Genomic DNA, 18,625 nt, shown 5'->3' on the forward strand with positions numbered 1-18,625 from the left:
ATGATGACTTAATTCAATACAATCTAAATGTCTTGGACTTTCCAAGACATTCGCAAATTTCAATATTCAAAGAAAAATGTTTTGGCTTCTGATGAAACTGAAATGGATACTTTTCACAAAAAAGACGACATTGACATTACTGTTGGTGAAAAAAGTTATAACCTCGCTAGAAGTTTTAGAACCAGTACCATCAATGAATTGACTGTCATTGATTTTGAAGAAATGTTTGATATTCTTTGGTTGATGTTAGGGGATAATTTAATTAAATCATTTGAAGTTAATGTCTGTGGTATACTAATTGAATCAGACGGAAATGGCATACCCTCAACATTTAGGCAAGAAAACATTGATCCCCTCATCAATAAATGGTGGTATGATAATGTTTCGACAGAAATTATCCCTAATCTAATAAAAAAACTCAAAGAAAATCCACTATTCAATATCAGATTCAGTTTAGCTTAAATTATCAAAATCAACTTTCTTTTGTATCATTTTGTTGGATTTTTTGTAGTAAATAGTAGAAAACTTTTTATCCTTCACATTTTCAGCCCATAAGTTATCCTTAATTATATTGCGAGCATATACGGAGACTTTCTCAAAAGTTAGATAATAATCAAAAAAGCTGAAACCTTATAGTTTCAACCTCTTGAATTTTTTGCAATCAAAATTTACTGTTACCTAAAAGCCAAACTTAGAAACTTTGCTTCTTAGCTTTACGCTCAGCACGGCCCTTAGCACGGTTGGCCGCACGGCGTTCACGTTTGCGTTTCTCGTCAACCTTCCACTGAATTTTCTTCTTGTAGCCAGGCTTGATTTTTTCTTTTTCTTCTTAACCAGACCAATCATTTCTGTATCAAGTTTTTGATAGGCTTTTTCACGGTTGGCACGACGGTCACGGTCATAGGTATCTTGAAACTCACCATCCTTATAAACCTTAGGATTAAAGGTGATACCCATCTTTTCAAGCTCACGAATATCGGAATCGTCACTTGGTTGATAGAGGGTGATGGCTGTTCCTGACAAACCATTACGTCCTGTACGTCCCACACGGTGAACAAAGAAGGACAAATCTTGAGGGATGGCGTCATTGATAACATGGCTAACCCCTTCAATATCAATCCCACGCGCTGCAAGGTCAGTTGCTACAATATACTCAAAATCAAGCTTCTTGACTTGATTCATGATACGCTTACGTTCACGTGGTGGAATACCTCCATGAATTTTGGCAACCTTAAGACCATTTGACACCAAATAACTGTGTAAGTCATCCGCACGTTCCTTGGTATTGACGAAAATCATTGCCAGATATGGCTGCATACCCTTAAGCATCTCAAGAATCTGTTCATTCTTATTACGTCCCTTAGTAGATACCAACCAATTATCAATGGTATCCGCAATCACCGTTGAAGTCTTGATTTGTTCCATGACAGGATTAGTCAAGTATTTCTTCAAGAACGGTTGTAATTTTTGGGGAATCGTCGCAGAAAAGACCAAGATTTGAACTTCCTTAGGTAGGCTTGCCGCAATCTTATCTACAGTATCCAAGAACCCCATGTCCATAGTCATGTCAGCTTCGTCAACAACAAAGGTATGGGCCTTATGAATTGCCAAGTCACCAGACTTAATGAGGTCATAGATACGCCCAGGTGTCCCAATAACGATATGAGGTTGGGCTACCTTAAGTTTCTCAATCTGACGTTGCTTGTCCGTACCACCCACGTAATTAACAACACGAATTTCTGTCGCAGAGTGTTTGGCAATCTGTTTTGTCGCCTGGTAAATTTGTGTTGCCAATTCACGTGACGGTGCAGTAATCACTACTTGCACATCCCCACTCTCTGGGCTGAGCTTTTCAAAAATTGGCAAGAGGAAGGTATGGGTCTTCCCTGACCCCGTCTTTGATTCACCCACCAAATCACGACCTGAACGGACTACGGGAATCAATTTCTGCTGAACAGGCGTTGGCTCCTTAAACTTAATCTCGTCAAGGGCCTCCTGAATAAATGTTTTAAAATTAAAATCTTTAAATGACATCTTTACTTACTTCTTTTCTATCTAGTCTATCCTTACCATTATAACAGAAAAAGAGCATTTCTGCTCTTTTCATTTATTTCATCACGTTCCCGAGAACCATCCAAAGGGTAAGGGCACTTGCAAGAGCTCCAACAGTCCAAAGGAAAGCATCAACCTTCCACTCTGACCATTTCTCTCCATTACCTGAGAGACCACCCAATTCGAGATGATGGTGGAATGGTGTCATACGGAAAATACGACGACCTTCACCATACTTACGCTTAGTGTATTTGAAGTAGCTGACTTGCAACATGACAGAAGCTGTCTCAAAGACATAAACCAAACCAATCAAAAGCAATGTCCACTCTACACGTAGGGCGATAGAGATAACGGCAAGCATGGCACCAAGTGACAAGGAACCGACATCTCCCATGAAGACCTTGGCTGGCTTGTGGTTAAAGACAAAGAAACCAAGAAGGGCACCAATCATAGTGATGATGATTGTTAAAATAGCGAACTCACCCTTAACAAAAGCGATAATCCCGTAGGCAATCAAGCTGATAACCACAGAGATAGAAGCCAAACCATCAATACCATCTGTCAAGTTGACCGCATTTGAAAAACCAACAATCCAGAAGAGGACAAAGATGATATAGAAAACACCTAAATGAATGGTCAAACCACCAATAGCTAGGCTATCTGTACCACTTGGAAGGACATGAATAAAGTAGAAAAGCAAACCAGCAATAATTTGCAAGGCCATCTTTTGCCAAGGTTTAAGCCCCTCATTGATTTGATGGAAAATCTTAAGGAAGTCATCCAGAAATCCAATGATACCATAAATCAAGAGTACAAAGAGTATCCCTACTGGGGCACCATAGGCTTGGTGTCCCTTACTAAAGACATGGAAATTAAAAATCAAACTAACCAAAATCGCAACTACAAGGAAGACAGTTCCTCCCATGGTTGGTGTTCCAGCCTTGGCCAAGTGCTGTTTCACATCTTCGTGCATCTGTTGGCCACCAATTTTTTGATCTTGTAATAAGTAATAAAGTGAGGCATGGCTAGTACCGTTAACACAAAGGCAATCACGCCCGCTATCAGACTCATAGTCATCTTAATCTCCTAAAGTAATGGTAATCTTCTTAGTTTTAGACAGGGCTTTTCCTGCCGCAACGCTTTGTTTGGTAACAGTTCCTGACTTGCCACCCTTGTATGTAATCTTAATACCTTTCCATTTAGCAAAAGTTTCAACATTATCCTTGGTCCATCCATACATGTCTGGAAGTTCGGTGAAATCGTTGGTCATGATTAGGATTTGCTGATTAGCTTTAATATTTTCTTTCGCACCTACAGAAACCTTTTCAATCTTATCACCAACACCCAGAATAATGGGATGAGTCAAGTTTTGGCGAAGGGTATTGGCCGTCTCACCTGGGCGTTTTCCAATAATGTCACCCGTTTGATAGCTCGTTTCATCGGTCTTTCCACTACCTTCAGAAACAGAGCTATCAAGCGTATCACCCATGGACATGGCTTCTTCTAGGACAGGGTTAACCACCGTCGCATAAAAATTATTATCCCAGGTCTTAGGTTCCTGAACCGTTACATACATGACATATTGTGGATCATCAGAAGGAACCATAGCTACAACTGAGTTGAGCGTTTCGTTGGTCCCAACTTTATAGGTTCCTGTCTTTTCATCAGCCACTTGGGCTGTTCCTGACTTAACCGCAACATCATAATTACCAACCTTAATGATTGGCGAACCTTCAGACTTGTTGTACAGGGTACCAAACTCTGGGTCTGTACCAACAGAAATCATATAATTACGGGTCTCAGAAGCAGCCTGCTTGGAAACTGGCTTACCAATAACTTCTTTCTTAGCCGTACGAACAGTGCCCTGGTTGACATCCGCAACTTGTTTGATAAATTGAGGTTCCAACATAACACCGTTGTTAGAGATAGCTGAAAAAGCACGGAGCATCTGAACCTGAGTCACTGAAATCCCTTGTCCAAAGGATGATTGCGCAATATTCACAGAGTTTCTTGAGACAACCCCTGAAGATTCACCTACCATCCCAAAACGGGTTGGAAGTCCAAACTTATAGAGTGATAGGTAGTTTGACCAAACCTTGTCTCCCATCTCTTGTTCCAACATGGTCATCCCAACGTTACTTGAATAAGAGAAGCCTTGGGCAAATGACATGGTTCGACCTGACGAGATACCTTCATTAATAGACCAGTCATTGATTTCAACATCATCAACCTTGATACCATTGGCATTGCTATAGGTCGCATTAGGATTGAAACTTCCGTTATTGATAGCCGATGACAAGAGCATCACCTTCATGGTTGACCCTGGTTCATATTGGGCCTCATAAAGTCGGTTAACCCAGTCATAACTTTTCTTGGCTTGTCCTTCGAGGGTATCAGAGTTATAGGTAGGACGTTGTGTCGTCGCAAGAATTTCACCTGTTTTTGCATTGACAACTGTCGCTGAAGCATTAACCCCTTGGGTTTCCTCCATAAAGGTATCCATCTGCGTTTCCAAGAAGGTTTGAAGAGGCGCTGATAAGGTCGTATAGATGTTCTTACCATCAATAGCTTCCTTGGTAACAGTTTCCGTTCCAAGAAGAGTATTACCGTCCTTGTCCTTTTCGTAGATGGCTTCGCCGTCTTTCCCTGTCAAAAGGCTATTCAGCGAACGCTCTAAACCGGTTTGACCGACCAATGAATAAGAACCGTCTTTTTTGTTCTCAACAGCTTCGGCACGGCCAAGAAACTCTGAAGCAAAGGTTCCATTAGGATACATACGTGAGGTTGTCGCTTCAAAAGCCATACCCTTGATATCTGCATCCTTAAAAGCCTTTTCAAGTTCCTCTTTAACTGAGTAGGTGATACCCTTACCCTTTAGACCAAAGGAAACCTGATAGGCACCTTTAGTACGCAATTGAGCTAGAGCATCGCTTTTCTTAATTCCTAGCTTGTCCTTTAAAATATCGGCAACCTTATCAAACTGGCTTTCTTGAACGTAGAGTTTCTCCTGCGTTGCTGAGACATAGCTGGTTGACACAATAGCGTAAATGGCGTAACTGGTTGAATCTTCAGCCAAAACATTTCCATTTCGGTCGTAAATCGTCCCACGTTTGGCAGCCACTGTGGTTTTAGTGTTATATGACTTAGCAGCCTGTGTGGACAAATCAACACCAAACTTACTATCTGTCCCAATGATTACCACAAAGTTGATAATGAAGACGAAAAAGATAAAGATACTAAGAACCATAAGGTTCTGACCAACATGCTGTCGATTCTGGGCAGGTTTTCGCCTATCCTTTACGACATAATTTAGAAATAAATGTTTTAGTTTTCTTAGTCTGTTCATTGGCTATTTCACACTCTTAATACTATCGTTATTAATAGACAGGCCTGCTTTATTGGCAATCTCTTTGATACGATCAGAGTTAGTCAACTCATTCACTGCCTGTTTTGCATTGTTAAGCTCTGTCTTCTTATCACTGATCTTGCTATTAAGGTCTGTGATTTGTTGCTTGATGGCCTGATTACGTCCCTGTAAAAAGACAACCGAGATACTCATCACAACAGCTGTCAAAACAATTGCCGAATAGAAGGCCTTTTCCATACGGGTCATAAAACGAATATGGTTTCTAAGGGCTCTATTAACAACCTGATGTTCCTGATTTTCCATAGTTATTTCCTGATTTTTTTAGCCACACGCAACTTAGCAGAATGCGAGCGGTTGTTTGCTTCTAATTCTTCCTGACTAGGCAGGATAGGCTTTCGATTTACTAATGCCACCTTAGGTTGGAGGTCTTCGGGAATAAAGGGTAAGCCTTTAGGCACATCTACCGTACTGGCTTCCTTAAAGAGCTGTTTGGTTAAACGATCCTCCAAAGAATGGAAGGTAATGACCGAGATACGACCATCCACAGCTAATAGGTCCAAAGCCTCCTGAATAGACTCATCCGCAGCACCAAGCTCATCATTAACTTCGATTCGGATGGCTTGGAAAATTTGTTTGGCTGGATGGCCCTTTTTCTTCAGTTCCTTGGCAGGCTTAGCAGATTTAATAATTTCCGCCAGTTCCGTCGTCGTCTCGATAGGTTTGACCTGACGTGCTTGCTCAATCTTACGTGCAATCTGTTTAGAGAACTTGTCTTCACCATACTTGAAGAAAATACGCACCAAATCGTTGTAAGGATAAGTATTAACCACCTCATAGGCCGTTAAACTAGCTTCCTCATTCATACGCATATCCAGCTTGGCATCCTGTTTATAGGAGAAACCACGCTCACGCTCATCCAACTGTGGGCTAGACACACCCAAATCGTAGAGAATGCCATCAATTTCAGACACTCCCAGAGCTTCAAGGTTAGATCTGAGGTTACGGAAATTATCCTTAATGAAAGTCACCATTCCCTTGTCAATATAGTCTTTCAGACGTACTTGGGCGTTATCAATAGCCTTTTGGTCTTGGTCGAAACAGTACAAATGTCCTTTTTCAGACAATTGTGACAAAAGATAAGACGAATGTCCTGCGCCACCCAAAGTCGCATCGACATAGATGCCATCAGGCTTGATATCAAGCATATCAACAGTTTCGTGTAAAAGAACGGTTACATGGTGAAATTCATTAGTCATAACTTTTATTATAGCACAAGACTAGAGAAATTGTCTCGCCTTGAAAGTTGTTAGAATGGCAAAAAAGCCAGACCCTAGGCCCGACTTTATGATTGATAGATTGGTTCTCAAAAATTAGTCTACTCTGTAATAATAACTTTCCTCTGAAGGCATCCCATTCGTCGCTAAGATTCGGTCCTTACTGTTATCTCCCGCATCACTTCCATCGCTAACTCCTTTAGGACAAAGCTGAATTGGGGTATTGCCTGTTGGATTGGAATCAACATAAGTTAGACTATATATCCCAGACACATATTGATTTTGAGTGACCTTATCTATTGGGTAAGTATGTCCCCAGAAATCTAACTGTCCGTCCGAAGTAATGGTGATGCTCTTTCCATTTGAAGACTTCCATGTCCCTACAGCTGACTTGTAGTTACCATTTTTCAGTTCATCAGCCTTAAGTGAGCTTGAGCTTGTTTTACCTTCCGACGATGTTTTAGAACTACTATTACTTGAAGCACTGTCCAAGTCCTTCCAATCCCAATCAGAAAGATCTGCTTTTTCAGCACCTGAATCGCTGTCGTCTTTGACAAGAGACTGACCGTCATTATTAAAGTGGTAACCTGAACCACCACCTGCTGTGGCACCGGCACTACCATAGTAGCTAAACGTCTTATCCTTGAGGTAAGCCAAGGTCATACGCTCACCCAACATACCCAGTTGTTGACCTTCTGTCAGACGAATGACCTGACCATCATCCTTAGAAATAGTATAGATATCCGTAATCATATAGTCTTGAAAGACTTTACCAGGCTTAAAAGCAAACACCAACTCGTCAACCCCATTACCATCCAAATCACGGTAAGTATAGACCGTTGAGGCAGGATTCATTTGAGAATGAGCATATCCCACCACCAAAGGATTAATTGAAGAGTCAGTTTGATTGTCAGCTACAGCTGTTTGATACTTACTAATGATGTCATCATAAGCAGAGGTATCCACTTTTTCCTCTTCACTTGAGCTTTCGCTGCTATCTGATTGGGACTGCTCTACTGATGAGGAAGAATTGGTAGATGATAAATGATTAGACTGATTTGAACAAGCAGCTAATAGGGCTAGGCTAGATAAGCCAGTTACTAATAACAATAATTTCTTTTTCATAATAATCTTTCTATTCGGCTACAGTAGAGTTAACATCCCCGTTATAAATCGTAGATGTTGAAGCATCATTTTGTGATTCGGTATAAGTTGTTGGGGGAGCATAATTATACTGTGGTGCTTGGTAAGTCCCTTGGGCTGAGGAAGGCGCTGGTGTCACCGTAGTCGTTGTGGCTGCCTGTGTCTGACTAGCTGCTACAGATGCCGTGCTAGAGCTGGATGACTCGCTAGACCTTGATGCCGACGATGACATGCTAGAGCTAGATGATTTAGAGGAAGCCTTAGCTTTTGATGACGACTGTTTGGTGCTGACCCTCACTCCTACCTCGGCATGATGATGAGTAGGACGGAAAAAGACAATAGCCAAAGCCAATAAAAGAGCTGGTAGGGTAAATGCCAAAATAAGGTAACGTTTTTCTTTTAAGTGACGAAATAGTTTCATAAGTTATTCACATTTCTTAAATTATATTTTAGTATTGATTAGTCTCAGATAAGATTATATCAGAAATATTAAAATGTGCAACATTGACATAAAACTTATGAAAGTAGAGAAACGGACTTTAAAAGAAGTAAAAATTTTTTGATTACCTACACATTATTCAAAATCTATTAATCGAGCAATTCATTTCCTAAGGCATCTTGATGGTATTTCGTACCTGGCTTCGAAGTAAATATCATAATACCGAGAACAATATTCCATATGAGATTGACCACTAAAAGTGGGGGGAAAAGACTTAATGCAGCAATGAAAAGATGTAAGACACCAATACCGTTATTCCCAATATAGAAGAAGTAAAAAGGTCTCAAGAAGAATGCTAATAAACCTGCAACCATTTTCGATTTTTGTGTAGTAGTCGGTGTAACTTGCTGTCCTAGATTCACCTTAGAAACAATATATGTCTCACCATTTTTATAGTATTCTACAAAATCTCCGACTTGAGGTTCAAAGCCAAAATTTTCTATAGGAATTTCTGCAAAGTTTCCAACTGAATCTCCCACAGAGACGATACCATTTTCGATTTTAATAATTTTGTTCACCTTTATTCTCCTTTCTTATCTGTTTTTTCTTAAATCCAAGGACAACCGCAAATACAACTAAAATTACACCAATACTAACGAATAACCCTGTAGCCTTTTCACCAGTATTTGGTAGAAGACTTTTCTTTTCAGTATTCTTTTTGACTGCTGAAGATGAAGAGTCCAATGTAGAACTTGAAGACACTTGCCCCTTATGTAATGTTCCATTATCCTTCTCATTTGACTTCGCTTGCAATTCAGGAATACTTTCATGAGAATCGTTGGAAGACGAAGAGCTACTAGAAGATTTATTCGTTTCTGTGTTTGAATAATTTTTTTCTACTTCAGTCTTACTTCCAGAAATTTCAGTTTTACTTTCACTAGATGAAGATGATGATGGCTCACTTGGCGAAATCTGATTAGGTGTTACTGAACTTGATGAACTCTCAGTTGACGAAGAACCTTCTGACTGTTTGCTTTCGTCACTGTTACCATTAAATGGAGGGATATAAATATCCTGACTGAAACTACCGTCCTCAGTAAAAATTGTCAAAGTATAAGAGTGTGTGGGGTTATCTTTAACATGTTTTGTTCCCGGTTGAACCTCAATATCAAAACTTTTCGATTGTTCATAACCGTTAAATGGAATTTCTGAGATTTTTTCACCTGTTTGATTATCTGTTAACACTCGTTTTACTGCAGAAGTCAATCCTTCTGGTAATGTCCCTGACATTTTATAGTATGGTTCACCCAACCCAGATATCTCCCAATTTCCAGATGAAGTAACAGTTTTAAGTGAATTTAAAGTACCAACTTCAACTGAATCTGCTTTAATCGTATTGGAAACATCTGTTGAAGTAACATTTCCCAATAAAGCTACTGATAATGTTGTAATAGCAACTAGTGAATAATATTTTTTCATGATTTACTTCCTTTTCAATTTTGCTATCCATTATTATCCCCCCCCCCCCGAAAAAAAGTCAAGAGTTTTTTAACTATTTTTAAAATTAATCAATTAATTATTAATCATAAAACATCAATAAATAAGTATTCTTAATCCTGTTTAAATTTTTATCAATTTTTTAAACGAAAAATATATATGGTTTATATCTAATTTTATTATTATTTTCTTTATTTATAATTTTATGGTGTTATTCAAATTAAATGTATTAAAAATCCACTGAAAATAAAAAACCAACTCAAAGAGTTGGTTGGTTGTCATTATTGCTTTGGGTTATCGACATTGTTAAATGGCACTTCTACTTCTGTTGGTTGGCATAGTAGAAAAACAAGGATAAAAATACCGACAAATGGGATTAAAGGAATAAAAATATACAGCCAATTGGAGCCAGCATCACGCAAACGACGAACAGTTATAGCAATACCAGGTAAAACCGTAGCAACACCATAGGCAAAAAAGATAAGTAGTAAAATAACACCAATAGTAAATAAATCACTTGATCCTGTTTCAGCTGCCATTCTTTCAAACACTGCTAGGAGCAAATACCAAGCAAATAAAATCAATACATGTGCCGAATATGCAAACCAGTAATCTGAAGGTGTTGAACATCCCGTAAAATCAACATAGCCCTTCCAAAACTTTTTGTAGGCTTCAATCATAATACCCCCCCTTTTTTTAATGTTACTGTCAGTATAACAAGAGAAGAGGCGCTTGACAAATTAACTAAAAAACAGCCTAGCAAGGCTGTTAAGTCATTATTATTGCTGTTGGTTATTGAAGTTGTTAAATGGCACTTCTACTTTCGTTGGTTGGCATAGCAAAACAATGAAGATAATACCACCGACAAATGGAATTAAAGGAATAAAAATAAATGCCCAATTGTAGCCAGCATCACGTAAACGGCGAACTGTTACAGCAATACCAGGTAAAAGCGCAGCAATACCAAAGGCAAAAAAGATAAATAGGATGATAAATGAAATAACAGCTAAAAAGCTTGATTCTGTCGCACGTGCAATGCCTCCAAAGATTGCTAGCAACACATAAAAAGCAATAACTGTTAACATATTTGCCAAATATGCAAACCAATAATCTGAACGTGTTGAACGGCCCTTGAAATCGACATAGCCCTTCCAAAATTTTTTGTAGGCTTCAATCATAATAAAATCCCCCTTTTTTATGATACTCCCAGTGTAGCAAGAGAAGGGAAGATTGACAAATCAACTAAAAAACAGCCTCGCAAGGCTGTTAAGTCATTATTATTGTGGTGGATTATTGAACTGGTTGAAAGGAAATTCTACTTTTGTGGGTTGACAAAACAAAACCAACAGTACGATATCACCTATAACAGGCGCATAGCTTAAGAAAATCAATGCCCAATGAAAACCAGCATCACGCAAGCGACGCACCTGAAGGGCAATAGATGGAATATAGTTAGCAAAGAAATATAGCATTGCAAGCAAATACAATAATATAAAAATAATATGATAATGACTATTCGGACTATCAAAAACAGTTACAACTATAACTATGCTAAATAAAATGATAGTTACTATAGTATTTGCTAAAACTGCCAACCAATAATCTGAGCGGCTTGAACGTCCCGTAAAATCGAAATAGCCCATCCAATACTTCTTATAAGCTTTAAACATGGCAAAATCTCCTCATTCTTGATACCACCAGTATATCAGAAGGCCTGTCGTCTAGCAAACCAACTTAAAAAAGCTCCTTCATGGAGCTTGATGGTTTATTCTCTAACTTGTCCTTGTCCGTTAATATAGAACTTGGTTGAGGTTAAGGCCTCAAGTCCCATTGGACCACGAGCGTGCATTTTCTGAGTTGAAATTCCGATTTCAGCACCTAGTCCAAAGACGAATCCATCTGTGAAGCGGGTTGAAGCATTAACATAGACAGCTGCAGCGTCAACATCGTCTTGGAATTGCTCAGCACGACTAATATCCTGAGTCACGATAGCCTCTGAATGCGATGTCGTGTAAGTATTAATCCAACCAATAGCCTCGTCAAGGCTGTCTACCACTTTAACTGACATGATATAATCAAGAAACTCTGTCGCAAAATCTTCAGGTGAAGCGGGTACAGCTTTTTCCATAAGTTTCAAAGCCCTTTCATCCGCACGGAACTCAACAGACTGAATTTTTGAAATAGCTTTTTCCAAGTTAGGCAGGAACTCTTCTACAATATCAGCATGAACGACGAGAGATTCTGCCGCATTACACACACTTGGTCGTTGAGTCTTGGCATTGATGACAATCTGTGTCGCCATATCTAAGTTAGCATATTTATCCACATAAATATGACAGTTACCAACACCCGTTTCAATGACTGGAACCTTGGCTTTTTCTTTAACCGTTTGGATGAGACGAGCTCCACCACGAGGGATGAGCAAGTCTACATACTTAGTCGCCGCCATGAGTTCTTCTGCTACCTCATGAGAGGTATCTTCAACCAGCTGAACGGCATCTGCTGTGATACCCGCATTTTCCAAAGCCTTACGAGCTACTGTAACCAAGGCCTTGTTGGAATTGATGGCATCACGTCCTCCACGAAGAATAATGGCATTATTGGTTTTAAAGGCAAGGCTAAAGGCATCGATTGAGACATTGGGACGGCTCTCAAAAATCATAGCGATAACACCCATAGGAACACGCTTTTGAATGATTTTGAGACCATCCAGATTCGTATAGCCACGAACTACTTGACCGATTGGGTCCTGAAGATCTGCCACCTGACGGACACCCTCAGCAATCCCTGCGATACGGTCTTCCGTTAAGAGCAAGCGATCTTGCATAATCTCTGAAATACCATTTTCCTTGGCATTGGCCATATCCTTAGCATTTTCAGCGATAATATAGGCACTCTCAGCTACTAGAGCTTTAGCTACCTGATTTAGAAGGTCATTTTTAGCTGCTGTTGATAATTTAGCAATCTGACGACCCGCCACTTTGGCCTGCTGGCCCAATGTATCAATATGTGTCATATTAGTCCTCCTGTTTAAAGAGTGTACCGATTTTGGCTCCTTCTAGGACACGAAGAATGTCACGCGGATTTTCACCATTCATTAAAACCATTTGGCTTTGATTTTCAAAAACCATCTGGGCTGACTTAATCTTACTCATCATACCACCCGTACCAAATTTACTACCAGCACCACCAGCTGAGGCTAGAATTTCCTCTGTAATCTCTGGTACATAGCTACGAAGGGTTGCATCTTCATAGACATTTGGGTTCTTATCGAAGAGCCCATCAATATCTGACAACATAATGAGTAGGTCAGCACCAACAATCTTAGCTACGATAGCTGACAAGCGGTCGTTGTCCCCAAACTTAGTCGCATGGTCCATTTCATCTACGCTGACAGCATCATTTTCATTAACAACTGGAACAACTCCAAGCTCAAAGAGGCTTTCAAAGGCATTGATGGCATTGGCCAAACTCTCAGGATACTCGACCACATCACGGGTCAAAAGAAGCTGAGATACCTTGGTTTGGTAATGTGAAAAGACCTGAGAATAAAGGCTCATCATGGCCACCTGCCCTACACTTGAGACAGCCTGTTGCTTACCAACCTCTGCTGGGCGCTTCTCAAGATCTAGGACATTAAGACCAAATCCCATAGCCCCAGAGGATACGAGGACAACCTCAATTCCTTTATTATGTAAGCTAGAAATCACAAAAGCTAGCTGATCGATTTTTTCAAGATTAATTTTCCCTGAAGGCAAAACCAGGGAGCTAGTCCCGATTTTGATAACTAGGCGTTTTACTGAGTCAAAATTTCGTTTCATGTTTATGATTATACACTAAATTCAGGTATTTTAACATATATAATGCATAAGTTTACATATTAAAGATTTTCAGTAAAAAAGAATCCCTCCAATCGGAGAGACTCTTTAAACAGTTTGTTCTAGGCAAAAAATATGGCTCTAATACGTTTCCAACGTCTGCGGTCAACAAAGAGATAAACGATTAGGGCAATTAAAGCTATAAGCCCAGATACTATAGCGTTGACTACTAGGGCAATCCAGAACTTACTTGCAAAGAAGACAATACCTCCTAGCAAGGCAGCGATGAAAATTGTAAGAATAAAGATACCCATATAGAGCCACTGTCCGCCACCCCGATTGAAGAGCTGAGTGACTTCCTGCCAATTCACTTCCAATAATTTAAGGTCACGTTCAAAGAAATAGCCACCTACAAGATAGGTTGTTACGAGAAAACCAAGAGCGAAACTTGCCACCAAAATAGGATGGAGATGTGCAAGGAATATTAAACCAAGTCCTCCTAGTAAGAGGGATACACCGACTTGCAAGCCATAGAAAATCCAAAACTTTTGACGAAGATAGTCACCCGTATTGATTGGCAGGCTACGGATAAAGTCAAAGTTTGTTCCCTCTAAGGAAGTTGCCACCCCAAGAAAACTTGTTGGTTGCGCTGAAAAGAAACCAAAGGCAATTCCGACTAAAAGCATGAGCCCGAAATAGTCTGGACCTAAATCTTTCAAAAAGAACGCACCTCCGCCCAGCATGATCATATATAATACTGGTACCACATAGGTATTGATAATGAGGGTTGAGTTTCCCAAAGTAGATAAATGATGGCGAACCAAGACCTGTCTTTGACTTCGAGTAACAACTTTTACCTGAGTCTTTCTAGCCTTTTTGTTATAAATGGCTTCGTGGAAATAACGAGGCATTCTGACTTTATAAAACCAAAGACCCAAGATAAGCACTGAGATAAGAGGAAGATAAAAATTTAGTAGAGCCTCCGGAGATAGAGGAGCAGCTACCACATCATAGTAACCTCTTAGATAAGGCAACAAAGGAAAATCGATATGTCCAGCACCCTTAACATAACCATTAAGAAAACCAACCATCATGATAGGGAACATAATCAATAGGGTTGACAGGGTCATCAAAATAGTCGAATAGAGCTTTTGACGAGAACTGCGAACAATCAGCGTTCCAACACTATTAGACAGAATCACTGAAAAAACGAGATTGATAAAGAGAGAAACGATAAAGGATAGAAACCCCACGACTATCCCCAGCGGGCCAATAAATTGCCAGTAAGCTAGAATGAGAAGACTAAGGATAGGTACCATGAAGGTCATCCCAACCATAGAACCTGACAAGGTCTTGGCCAAAAAGACTTCTGATGGCTTTAAGGGAAGAGGCAGATAAGCCTTGCTATCCTTACTATCGTAAAAGGTACTATAGAGAGCCGTAAAAGTCTGGAGAAGCCCCATGACTGAAAATGTCAAAAGATAGAGGGTTAAGACTCCAGGATTGGCCTTATAATCGACACCTACAAAAAGATAGCTATAAACAACCGTAAAAATAATTAAAATCAAGAGTTGTTGTCTAAGCATGGCATTAACGATGGAGAAATTAGCCTTTTTCTTTTTCTCCTGACGTTTCTGTAGGTTAGTTACTGCTTGAGGATTTGCATAGAGGAGATTGATTTTAAAAAGCTCCCAAACATGGTTCCAGTTCATGACTATACCTCCTCAATCTTACGTCCAGCCATTTCCAGATAAATAGTTTCCAAATCCTTGTCAGGGTACTGAGACTTCAGTTCAGCTAGAGACCCTTGGAAGATAAGTTTTCCTTTCTTCAAAATAGCAATCCGATCACAGAGCTGCTCAGCTACACTTAAAACGTGGGTTGAGAAAAGGACACTATTACCTTCCTTGGCATGATGACGCATGGCTTCCTTCAAATCATAAGACGCCTGTGGATCCAGACCAGTCAGAGGCTCATCCAAAACCCAAATCTGTGGATTAACCAAAAGGGCACCGATAACAACAACCTTCTGACGCATACCATGAGAGAAGGAAGAAATAAGGTTATAACGACTTTCCGTTAGGTCAAAGGTAGCCATGAGATTAGTCAAACGTTCCTCGACTTGACTAGCTTCCAAATCATAGATACGTGTCAAGAAGTACCAATAGTCATTGGCAGTCAAATTTAGGAATAGGTCCGGTGAATCTGGCACATAAGCGATTTTTTTCTTGATGGCATCACGATGTTGACTGAGGGCCATATCATCAACGTAAACTTCACCGTAGCTAGCTTCAATAATAGATGTCAAAATGGAAATAGTTGTGGTCTTACCAGCTCCATTATGACCAATCAGACCAAAAATCTCACCATCTCGAATCTCGAGGTTAAGATCTGAGAGAGCATCTTTGTCTTCATAACGTTTCGTTACGTGTTCAAAACGAATCATCTTTTATCCTTTCTTGAGAATCTATTTAACAATAGTCTCATTTTACACTTTATATTAGATTATAAATTAGAGTTATTACCTTGTTTTTTTATGAACAATACTCTAATAATGCCGACAATAGGTTTAGATAAGGCTATTTCGTTACCTTCTCATTTATTGTATCATTTCAAAGGTACAATTTCAAGAAAACGTTTGTAAAAACAAGACAATTTTGCATTCGGTCTTTGATAATGCTAAACTTATAGTATTTAAAACAAATAGGAGGAAAATCACAAGTGCCAACTGGAATTATCATCAACTCGCTATCTATTATTTTAGGAGGAATCGTTGGAGGTCTCTTCGGGGACTATCTCAGAGACGATTTCAAGGAAAATCTTAACCTTATCTTTGGCCTAGCCTCTATGGTTATGGGGATTAGTGCTATTATGAATATGGTTAACATGCCTGCGGTTATCTTTGCAGTAGTTATCGGTACCATTATTGGACTGGCCCTAAAGTTTGGAAACCTTATCAACAAGGGGGCTGGACTTATGGAAAAAGGCTTGTCCAAGATTACACCAAGTAAGCAAACAGGACTGGCCCACGATGAATTTTATGCACAGCTCTTGACAGTAATCGTCCTCTTTTGTGCGAGTGGTACAGGAATTTACGGGAGTCTTGAGTCTGGGATGACAGGCGATGCTTCAATCTTGATTTCCAAATCTATCCTAGATTTCTTTACGGCCATGATTTTCTCTTGTAGTCTAGGCTATATCGTCTCCATGATTGCCATTCCACAATTTATCATCTTCTTCCTTCTCTTTGTGAGTGCTAGTTTCATTCTTCCTCTAACAACAAAAGCTATGATTGGTGACTTTAAGGCTTGTGGGGGCTTTCTCATGATTGCGACTGGTTTTCGTATTATGAAACTGCGTCAATTCCCAACAGCAGATATGATTCCAGCCATGATTCTGGTTATGCCTATTTCCTGGGCCTGGGTCAATTGGGTAGTCCCTTTGATTAGTTGATATTAGGATTAAACTAAACAAATACCGTCAGTCTAATGCTGGCGGTTTTTGTCTCTATTTATTGCTGTTATGGACTCTAACTATTAAAAACTAGTAATGTTTATGGTGTTTAATTCTAATTTTTCTAACCTTGTTTAGACTAAGATGAGTTTGTTATAATAAACTTTGTAGGCCTAAGCAACCTACAAGATACTTTTTTTCATAACTATTTCCATCCTCTAATATTTTAACGAACTTACAATACTGATGGAAATCTATCAGAAAAGACCGGTGTGCACACACCAGTCTTTTTTGGTGGGATTAAGACACAAAAAACCACTCTTTCACTATGAAAGAATGGTTATGTTATAGCTTGGCTCTATAATTTCTGTAGTGGGTAAAACCACTGTAGAGATTATAGAGCTTTTTAAGTGTACACAAAAAGTCCCATAAGAACTATAATGAAAAGCGACGAAACTACCATTAGGAAGAACTTATGAGACCTATTAAGAATACCACAGAATTAATCGGAATTAAAGACCAAAATATCAAGATTTCACTTGTTTTTGAAACTGACACTCATATCGAGATTCAAGCAAAACTTGATTACCCTGCACCATCATGTCCTCACTGCCAAGGAAAGATGATCAATTATGACTTTCAAAAGCCTTCTAAAATTCCTCTTCTCGAACAAGCTGGAACGCCTACACTGCTACGTCTGAAGAAACGCCGTTTCCAGTGTAAAAGTTGTAAGAGAGTCACGGTAGCTAAGACATCTATCGTTGAGAAAAACTGCCAAATCTCAAATCTAGTCCGTCAAAAAGTTGCACAACTCCTAACTGAGAAGATGTCACTAACAGATATTGCCAGAAGACTTCGTGTGTCGACCTCTACCGTCTATCGTAAGCTTGATCAGTTTACTTTCAAGGAACATTTTGACAAACTCCCAAGGGTCATGTCCTGGGATGAGTTTGGTTTCAAGAAAGGGGAATTGGCTTTTGTGGCTCAGAACTATGAGACAAACAAACTCATAACCATCCTTGATAATCGCTGCCAAACCTCTATACGAAACTACTTTTTGAAGTATCCATTAAAAGCTCGCCAAAAGGTGCAGTTTATCACGATGGATATGTCTGGAGCCTACATCCCACTAGCCCGCAGACTCTTTCCAAACGCAAAAATCGTTCTTGATCGTTTCCACATCATCCAGCACCTTAGTCGAGCCTTTTTAAAGACAAGAATTGCAATTATGAACCAATTCGATAAGAAGTCACTACCCTATCGAGCCTTGAAAAATCACTGGCGACTCTTCCAAAAGGACAGCTGTAAGTTATCTCTCAACTCTTTCTATTCAAAGACTTTCCGTCAAACTTTAGCACCACATGAAGTCGTTGCGAAGACACTAGACTTTTCAGAAGAGCTTACCGACTACTATACACTTTATCAGCTCTTGCTTTTTCACTTTCAGGAGAAGAGAGTAGATGAGTTCTTTGGGCTGATAGAGGAAAATAGGAGCAAGATCAATCACTACTTTCAAACTGTCTTTAGGACTTTTCTTAGACATAAGCAATACATCCAAAACGCACTAGAAACAGACTATTCA

General features: G+C 39.5%; 16 protein-coding genes and 3 pseudogenes. 3 read left to right on the top strand and 16 right to left on the bottom strand.

Going from position 1 to position 18,625, the window contains the following annotated elements; all coding sequences use genetic code 11:
* Nucleotides 1-7: 7 nt before the first annotated feature.
* Nucleotides 8-459, top strand: a pseudogene (locus HSISS2_RS09020) (XRE family transcriptional regulator); the annotation flags it as partial.
* Nucleotides 460-691: 232 nt separating this feature from the next.
* Here HSISS2_RS09020 and HSISS2_RS09025 read toward each other — a convergent pair.
* The 16 genes and pseudogenes from HSISS2_RS09025 to HSISS2_RS09100 all read right to left on the bottom strand — a co-directional run bounded on the left by HSISS2_RS09025 (nt 692) and on the right by HSISS2_RS09100 (nt 16,036).
* Nucleotides 692-2,034 (bottom strand): annotated as a pseudogene (locus HSISS2_RS09025) (DEAD/DEAH box helicase).
* Nucleotides 2,035-2,107: 73 nt separating this feature from the next.
* Nucleotides 2,108-3,129: pseudogene (mraY, locus tag HSISS2_RS09030) on the bottom strand (phospho-N-acetylmuramoyl-pentapeptide-transferase).
* A 1-nt stretch (nt 3,130) separates the two neighbouring features.
* Nucleotides 3,131-5,398: a penicillin-binding protein PBP2X gene (pbp2X, locus tag HSISS2_RS09035; protein ID WP_042767125.1), complete on the bottom strand. Its 2,268-nt coding sequence runs from the start codon at nt 5,396-5,398 to the stop codon at nt 3,131-3,133.
* Nucleotides 5,399-5,401: 3 nt separating this feature from the next.
* The gene (ftsL, locus tag HSISS2_RS09040; RefSeq protein ID WP_008535523.1) at nt 5,402-5,722 is read right to left on the bottom strand and encodes a cell division protein FtsL; all 321 of its coding nucleotides are present in this window, start codon (nt 5,720-5,722) and stop codon (nt 5,402-5,404) included.
* Between the two features lie 2 nt (nt 5,723-5,724).
* Complete coding sequence (gene rsmH / locus HSISS2_RS09045; RefSeq protein ID WP_003096119.1) at nt 5,725-6,675, bottom strand: 16S rRNA (cytosine(1402)-N(4))-methyltransferase RsmH; 951 nt, start codon at nt 6,673-6,675, stop codon at nt 5,725-5,727.
* Between the two features lie 114 nt (nt 6,676-6,789).
* Nucleotides 6,790-7,818: a hypothetical protein gene (locus HSISS2_RS09050; protein ID WP_021146434.1), complete on the bottom strand. Its 1,029-nt coding sequence runs from the start codon at nt 7,816-7,818 to the stop codon at nt 6,790-6,792.
* Nucleotides 7,819-7,828: 10 nt separating this feature from the next.
* Nucleotides 7,829-8,257, bottom strand: a complete 429-nt coding sequence (locus tag HSISS2_RS09055) for a hypothetical protein (RefSeq protein WP_021146435.1) — start codon at nt 8,255-8,257, stop codon at nt 7,829-7,831.
* Between the two features lie 167 nt (nt 8,258-8,424).
* On the bottom strand, nt 8,425-8,853 hold the full coding sequence (locus HSISS2_RS09060; protein WP_021146436.1) for a hypothetical protein: 429 nt from the start codon (nt 8,851-8,853) through the stop codon (nt 8,425-8,427).
* The gene (locus tag HSISS2_RS09065) at nt 8,837-9,754 is read right to left on the bottom strand and encodes an LPXTG cell wall anchor domain-containing protein (protein ID WP_021146437.1); all 918 of its coding nucleotides are present in this window, start codon (nt 9,752-9,754) and stop codon (nt 8,837-8,839) included. The genes HSISS2_RS09060 and HSISS2_RS09065 overlap by 17 nt, the downstream gene beginning before the upstream one ends.
* A 299-nt stretch (nt 9,755-10,053) precedes the next feature.
* On the bottom strand, nt 10,054-10,452 hold the full coding sequence (locus HSISS2_RS09070) for a DUF805 domain-containing protein (RefSeq protein WP_021146438.1): 399 nt from the start codon (nt 10,450-10,452) through the stop codon (nt 10,054-10,056).
* Nucleotides 10,453-10,551: 99 nt separating this feature from the next.
* Nucleotides 10,552-10,950 carry a DUF805 domain-containing protein gene (locus tag HSISS2_RS09075; protein ID WP_021146439.1) on the bottom strand — a complete coding sequence of 133 codons (399 nt, stop codon included), beginning with the start codon at nt 10,948-10,950 and terminating at the stop codon, nt 10,552-10,554.
* Between the two features lie 99 nt (nt 10,951-11,049).
* Nucleotides 11,050-11,442 (bottom strand): DUF805 domain-containing protein, encoded by a 393-nt coding sequence (locus HSISS2_RS09080; protein WP_021146440.1) that lies wholly within the window; start codon nt 11,440-11,442, stop codon nt 11,050-11,052.
* A gap of 95 nt (nt 11,443-11,537) precedes the next feature.
* Nucleotides 11,538-12,788 (bottom strand): glutamate-5-semialdehyde dehydrogenase, encoded by a 1,251-nt coding sequence (locus tag HSISS2_RS09085; RefSeq protein WP_021146441.1) that lies wholly within the window; start codon nt 12,786-12,788, stop codon nt 11,538-11,540.
* Between the two features lies 1 nt (nt 12,789).
* Nucleotides 12,790-13,593: a glutamate 5-kinase gene (gene proB / locus HSISS2_RS09090; RefSeq protein WP_021146442.1), complete on the bottom strand. Its 804-nt coding sequence runs from the start codon at nt 13,591-13,593 to the stop codon at nt 12,790-12,792.
* A gap of 119 nt (nt 13,594-13,712) precedes the next feature.
* Nucleotides 13,713-15,302, bottom strand: a complete 1,590-nt coding sequence (locus tag HSISS2_RS09095) for a DUF4231 domain-containing protein (RefSeq protein ID WP_021146443.1) — start codon at nt 15,300-15,302, stop codon at nt 13,713-13,715.
* 2 nt (nt 15,303-15,304) lie between these two features.
* Nucleotides 15,305-16,036: an ABC transporter ATP-binding protein gene (locus tag HSISS2_RS09100; protein WP_021143650.1), complete on the bottom strand. Its 732-nt coding sequence runs from the start codon at nt 16,034-16,036 to the stop codon at nt 15,305-15,307.
* 275 nt (nt 16,037-16,311) lie between these two features.
* Here HSISS2_RS09100 and HSISS2_RS09105 point away from each other — a divergent pair, with 275 nt between their 5' ends.
* Both HSISS2_RS09105 and HSISS2_RS09110 read left to right on the top strand, forming a co-directional pair.
* On the top strand, nt 16,312-17,043 hold the full coding sequence (locus HSISS2_RS09105) for a DUF554 domain-containing protein (protein WP_021146444.1): 732 nt from the start codon (nt 16,312-16,314) through the stop codon (nt 17,041-17,043).
* Between the two features lie 475 nt (nt 17,044-17,518).
* A partial coding sequence (locus HSISS2_RS09110) for an ISL3 family transposase (RefSeq protein WP_042767126.1) occupies nt 17,519-18,625 on the top strand: 1,107 nt, incomplete at its 3' end.

Source organism: Streptococcus sp. HSISS2 (assembly GCF_000448665.1).
GTDB lineage: Bacteria > Bacillota > Bacilli > Lactobacillales > Streptococcaceae > Streptococcus > Streptococcus raffinosi.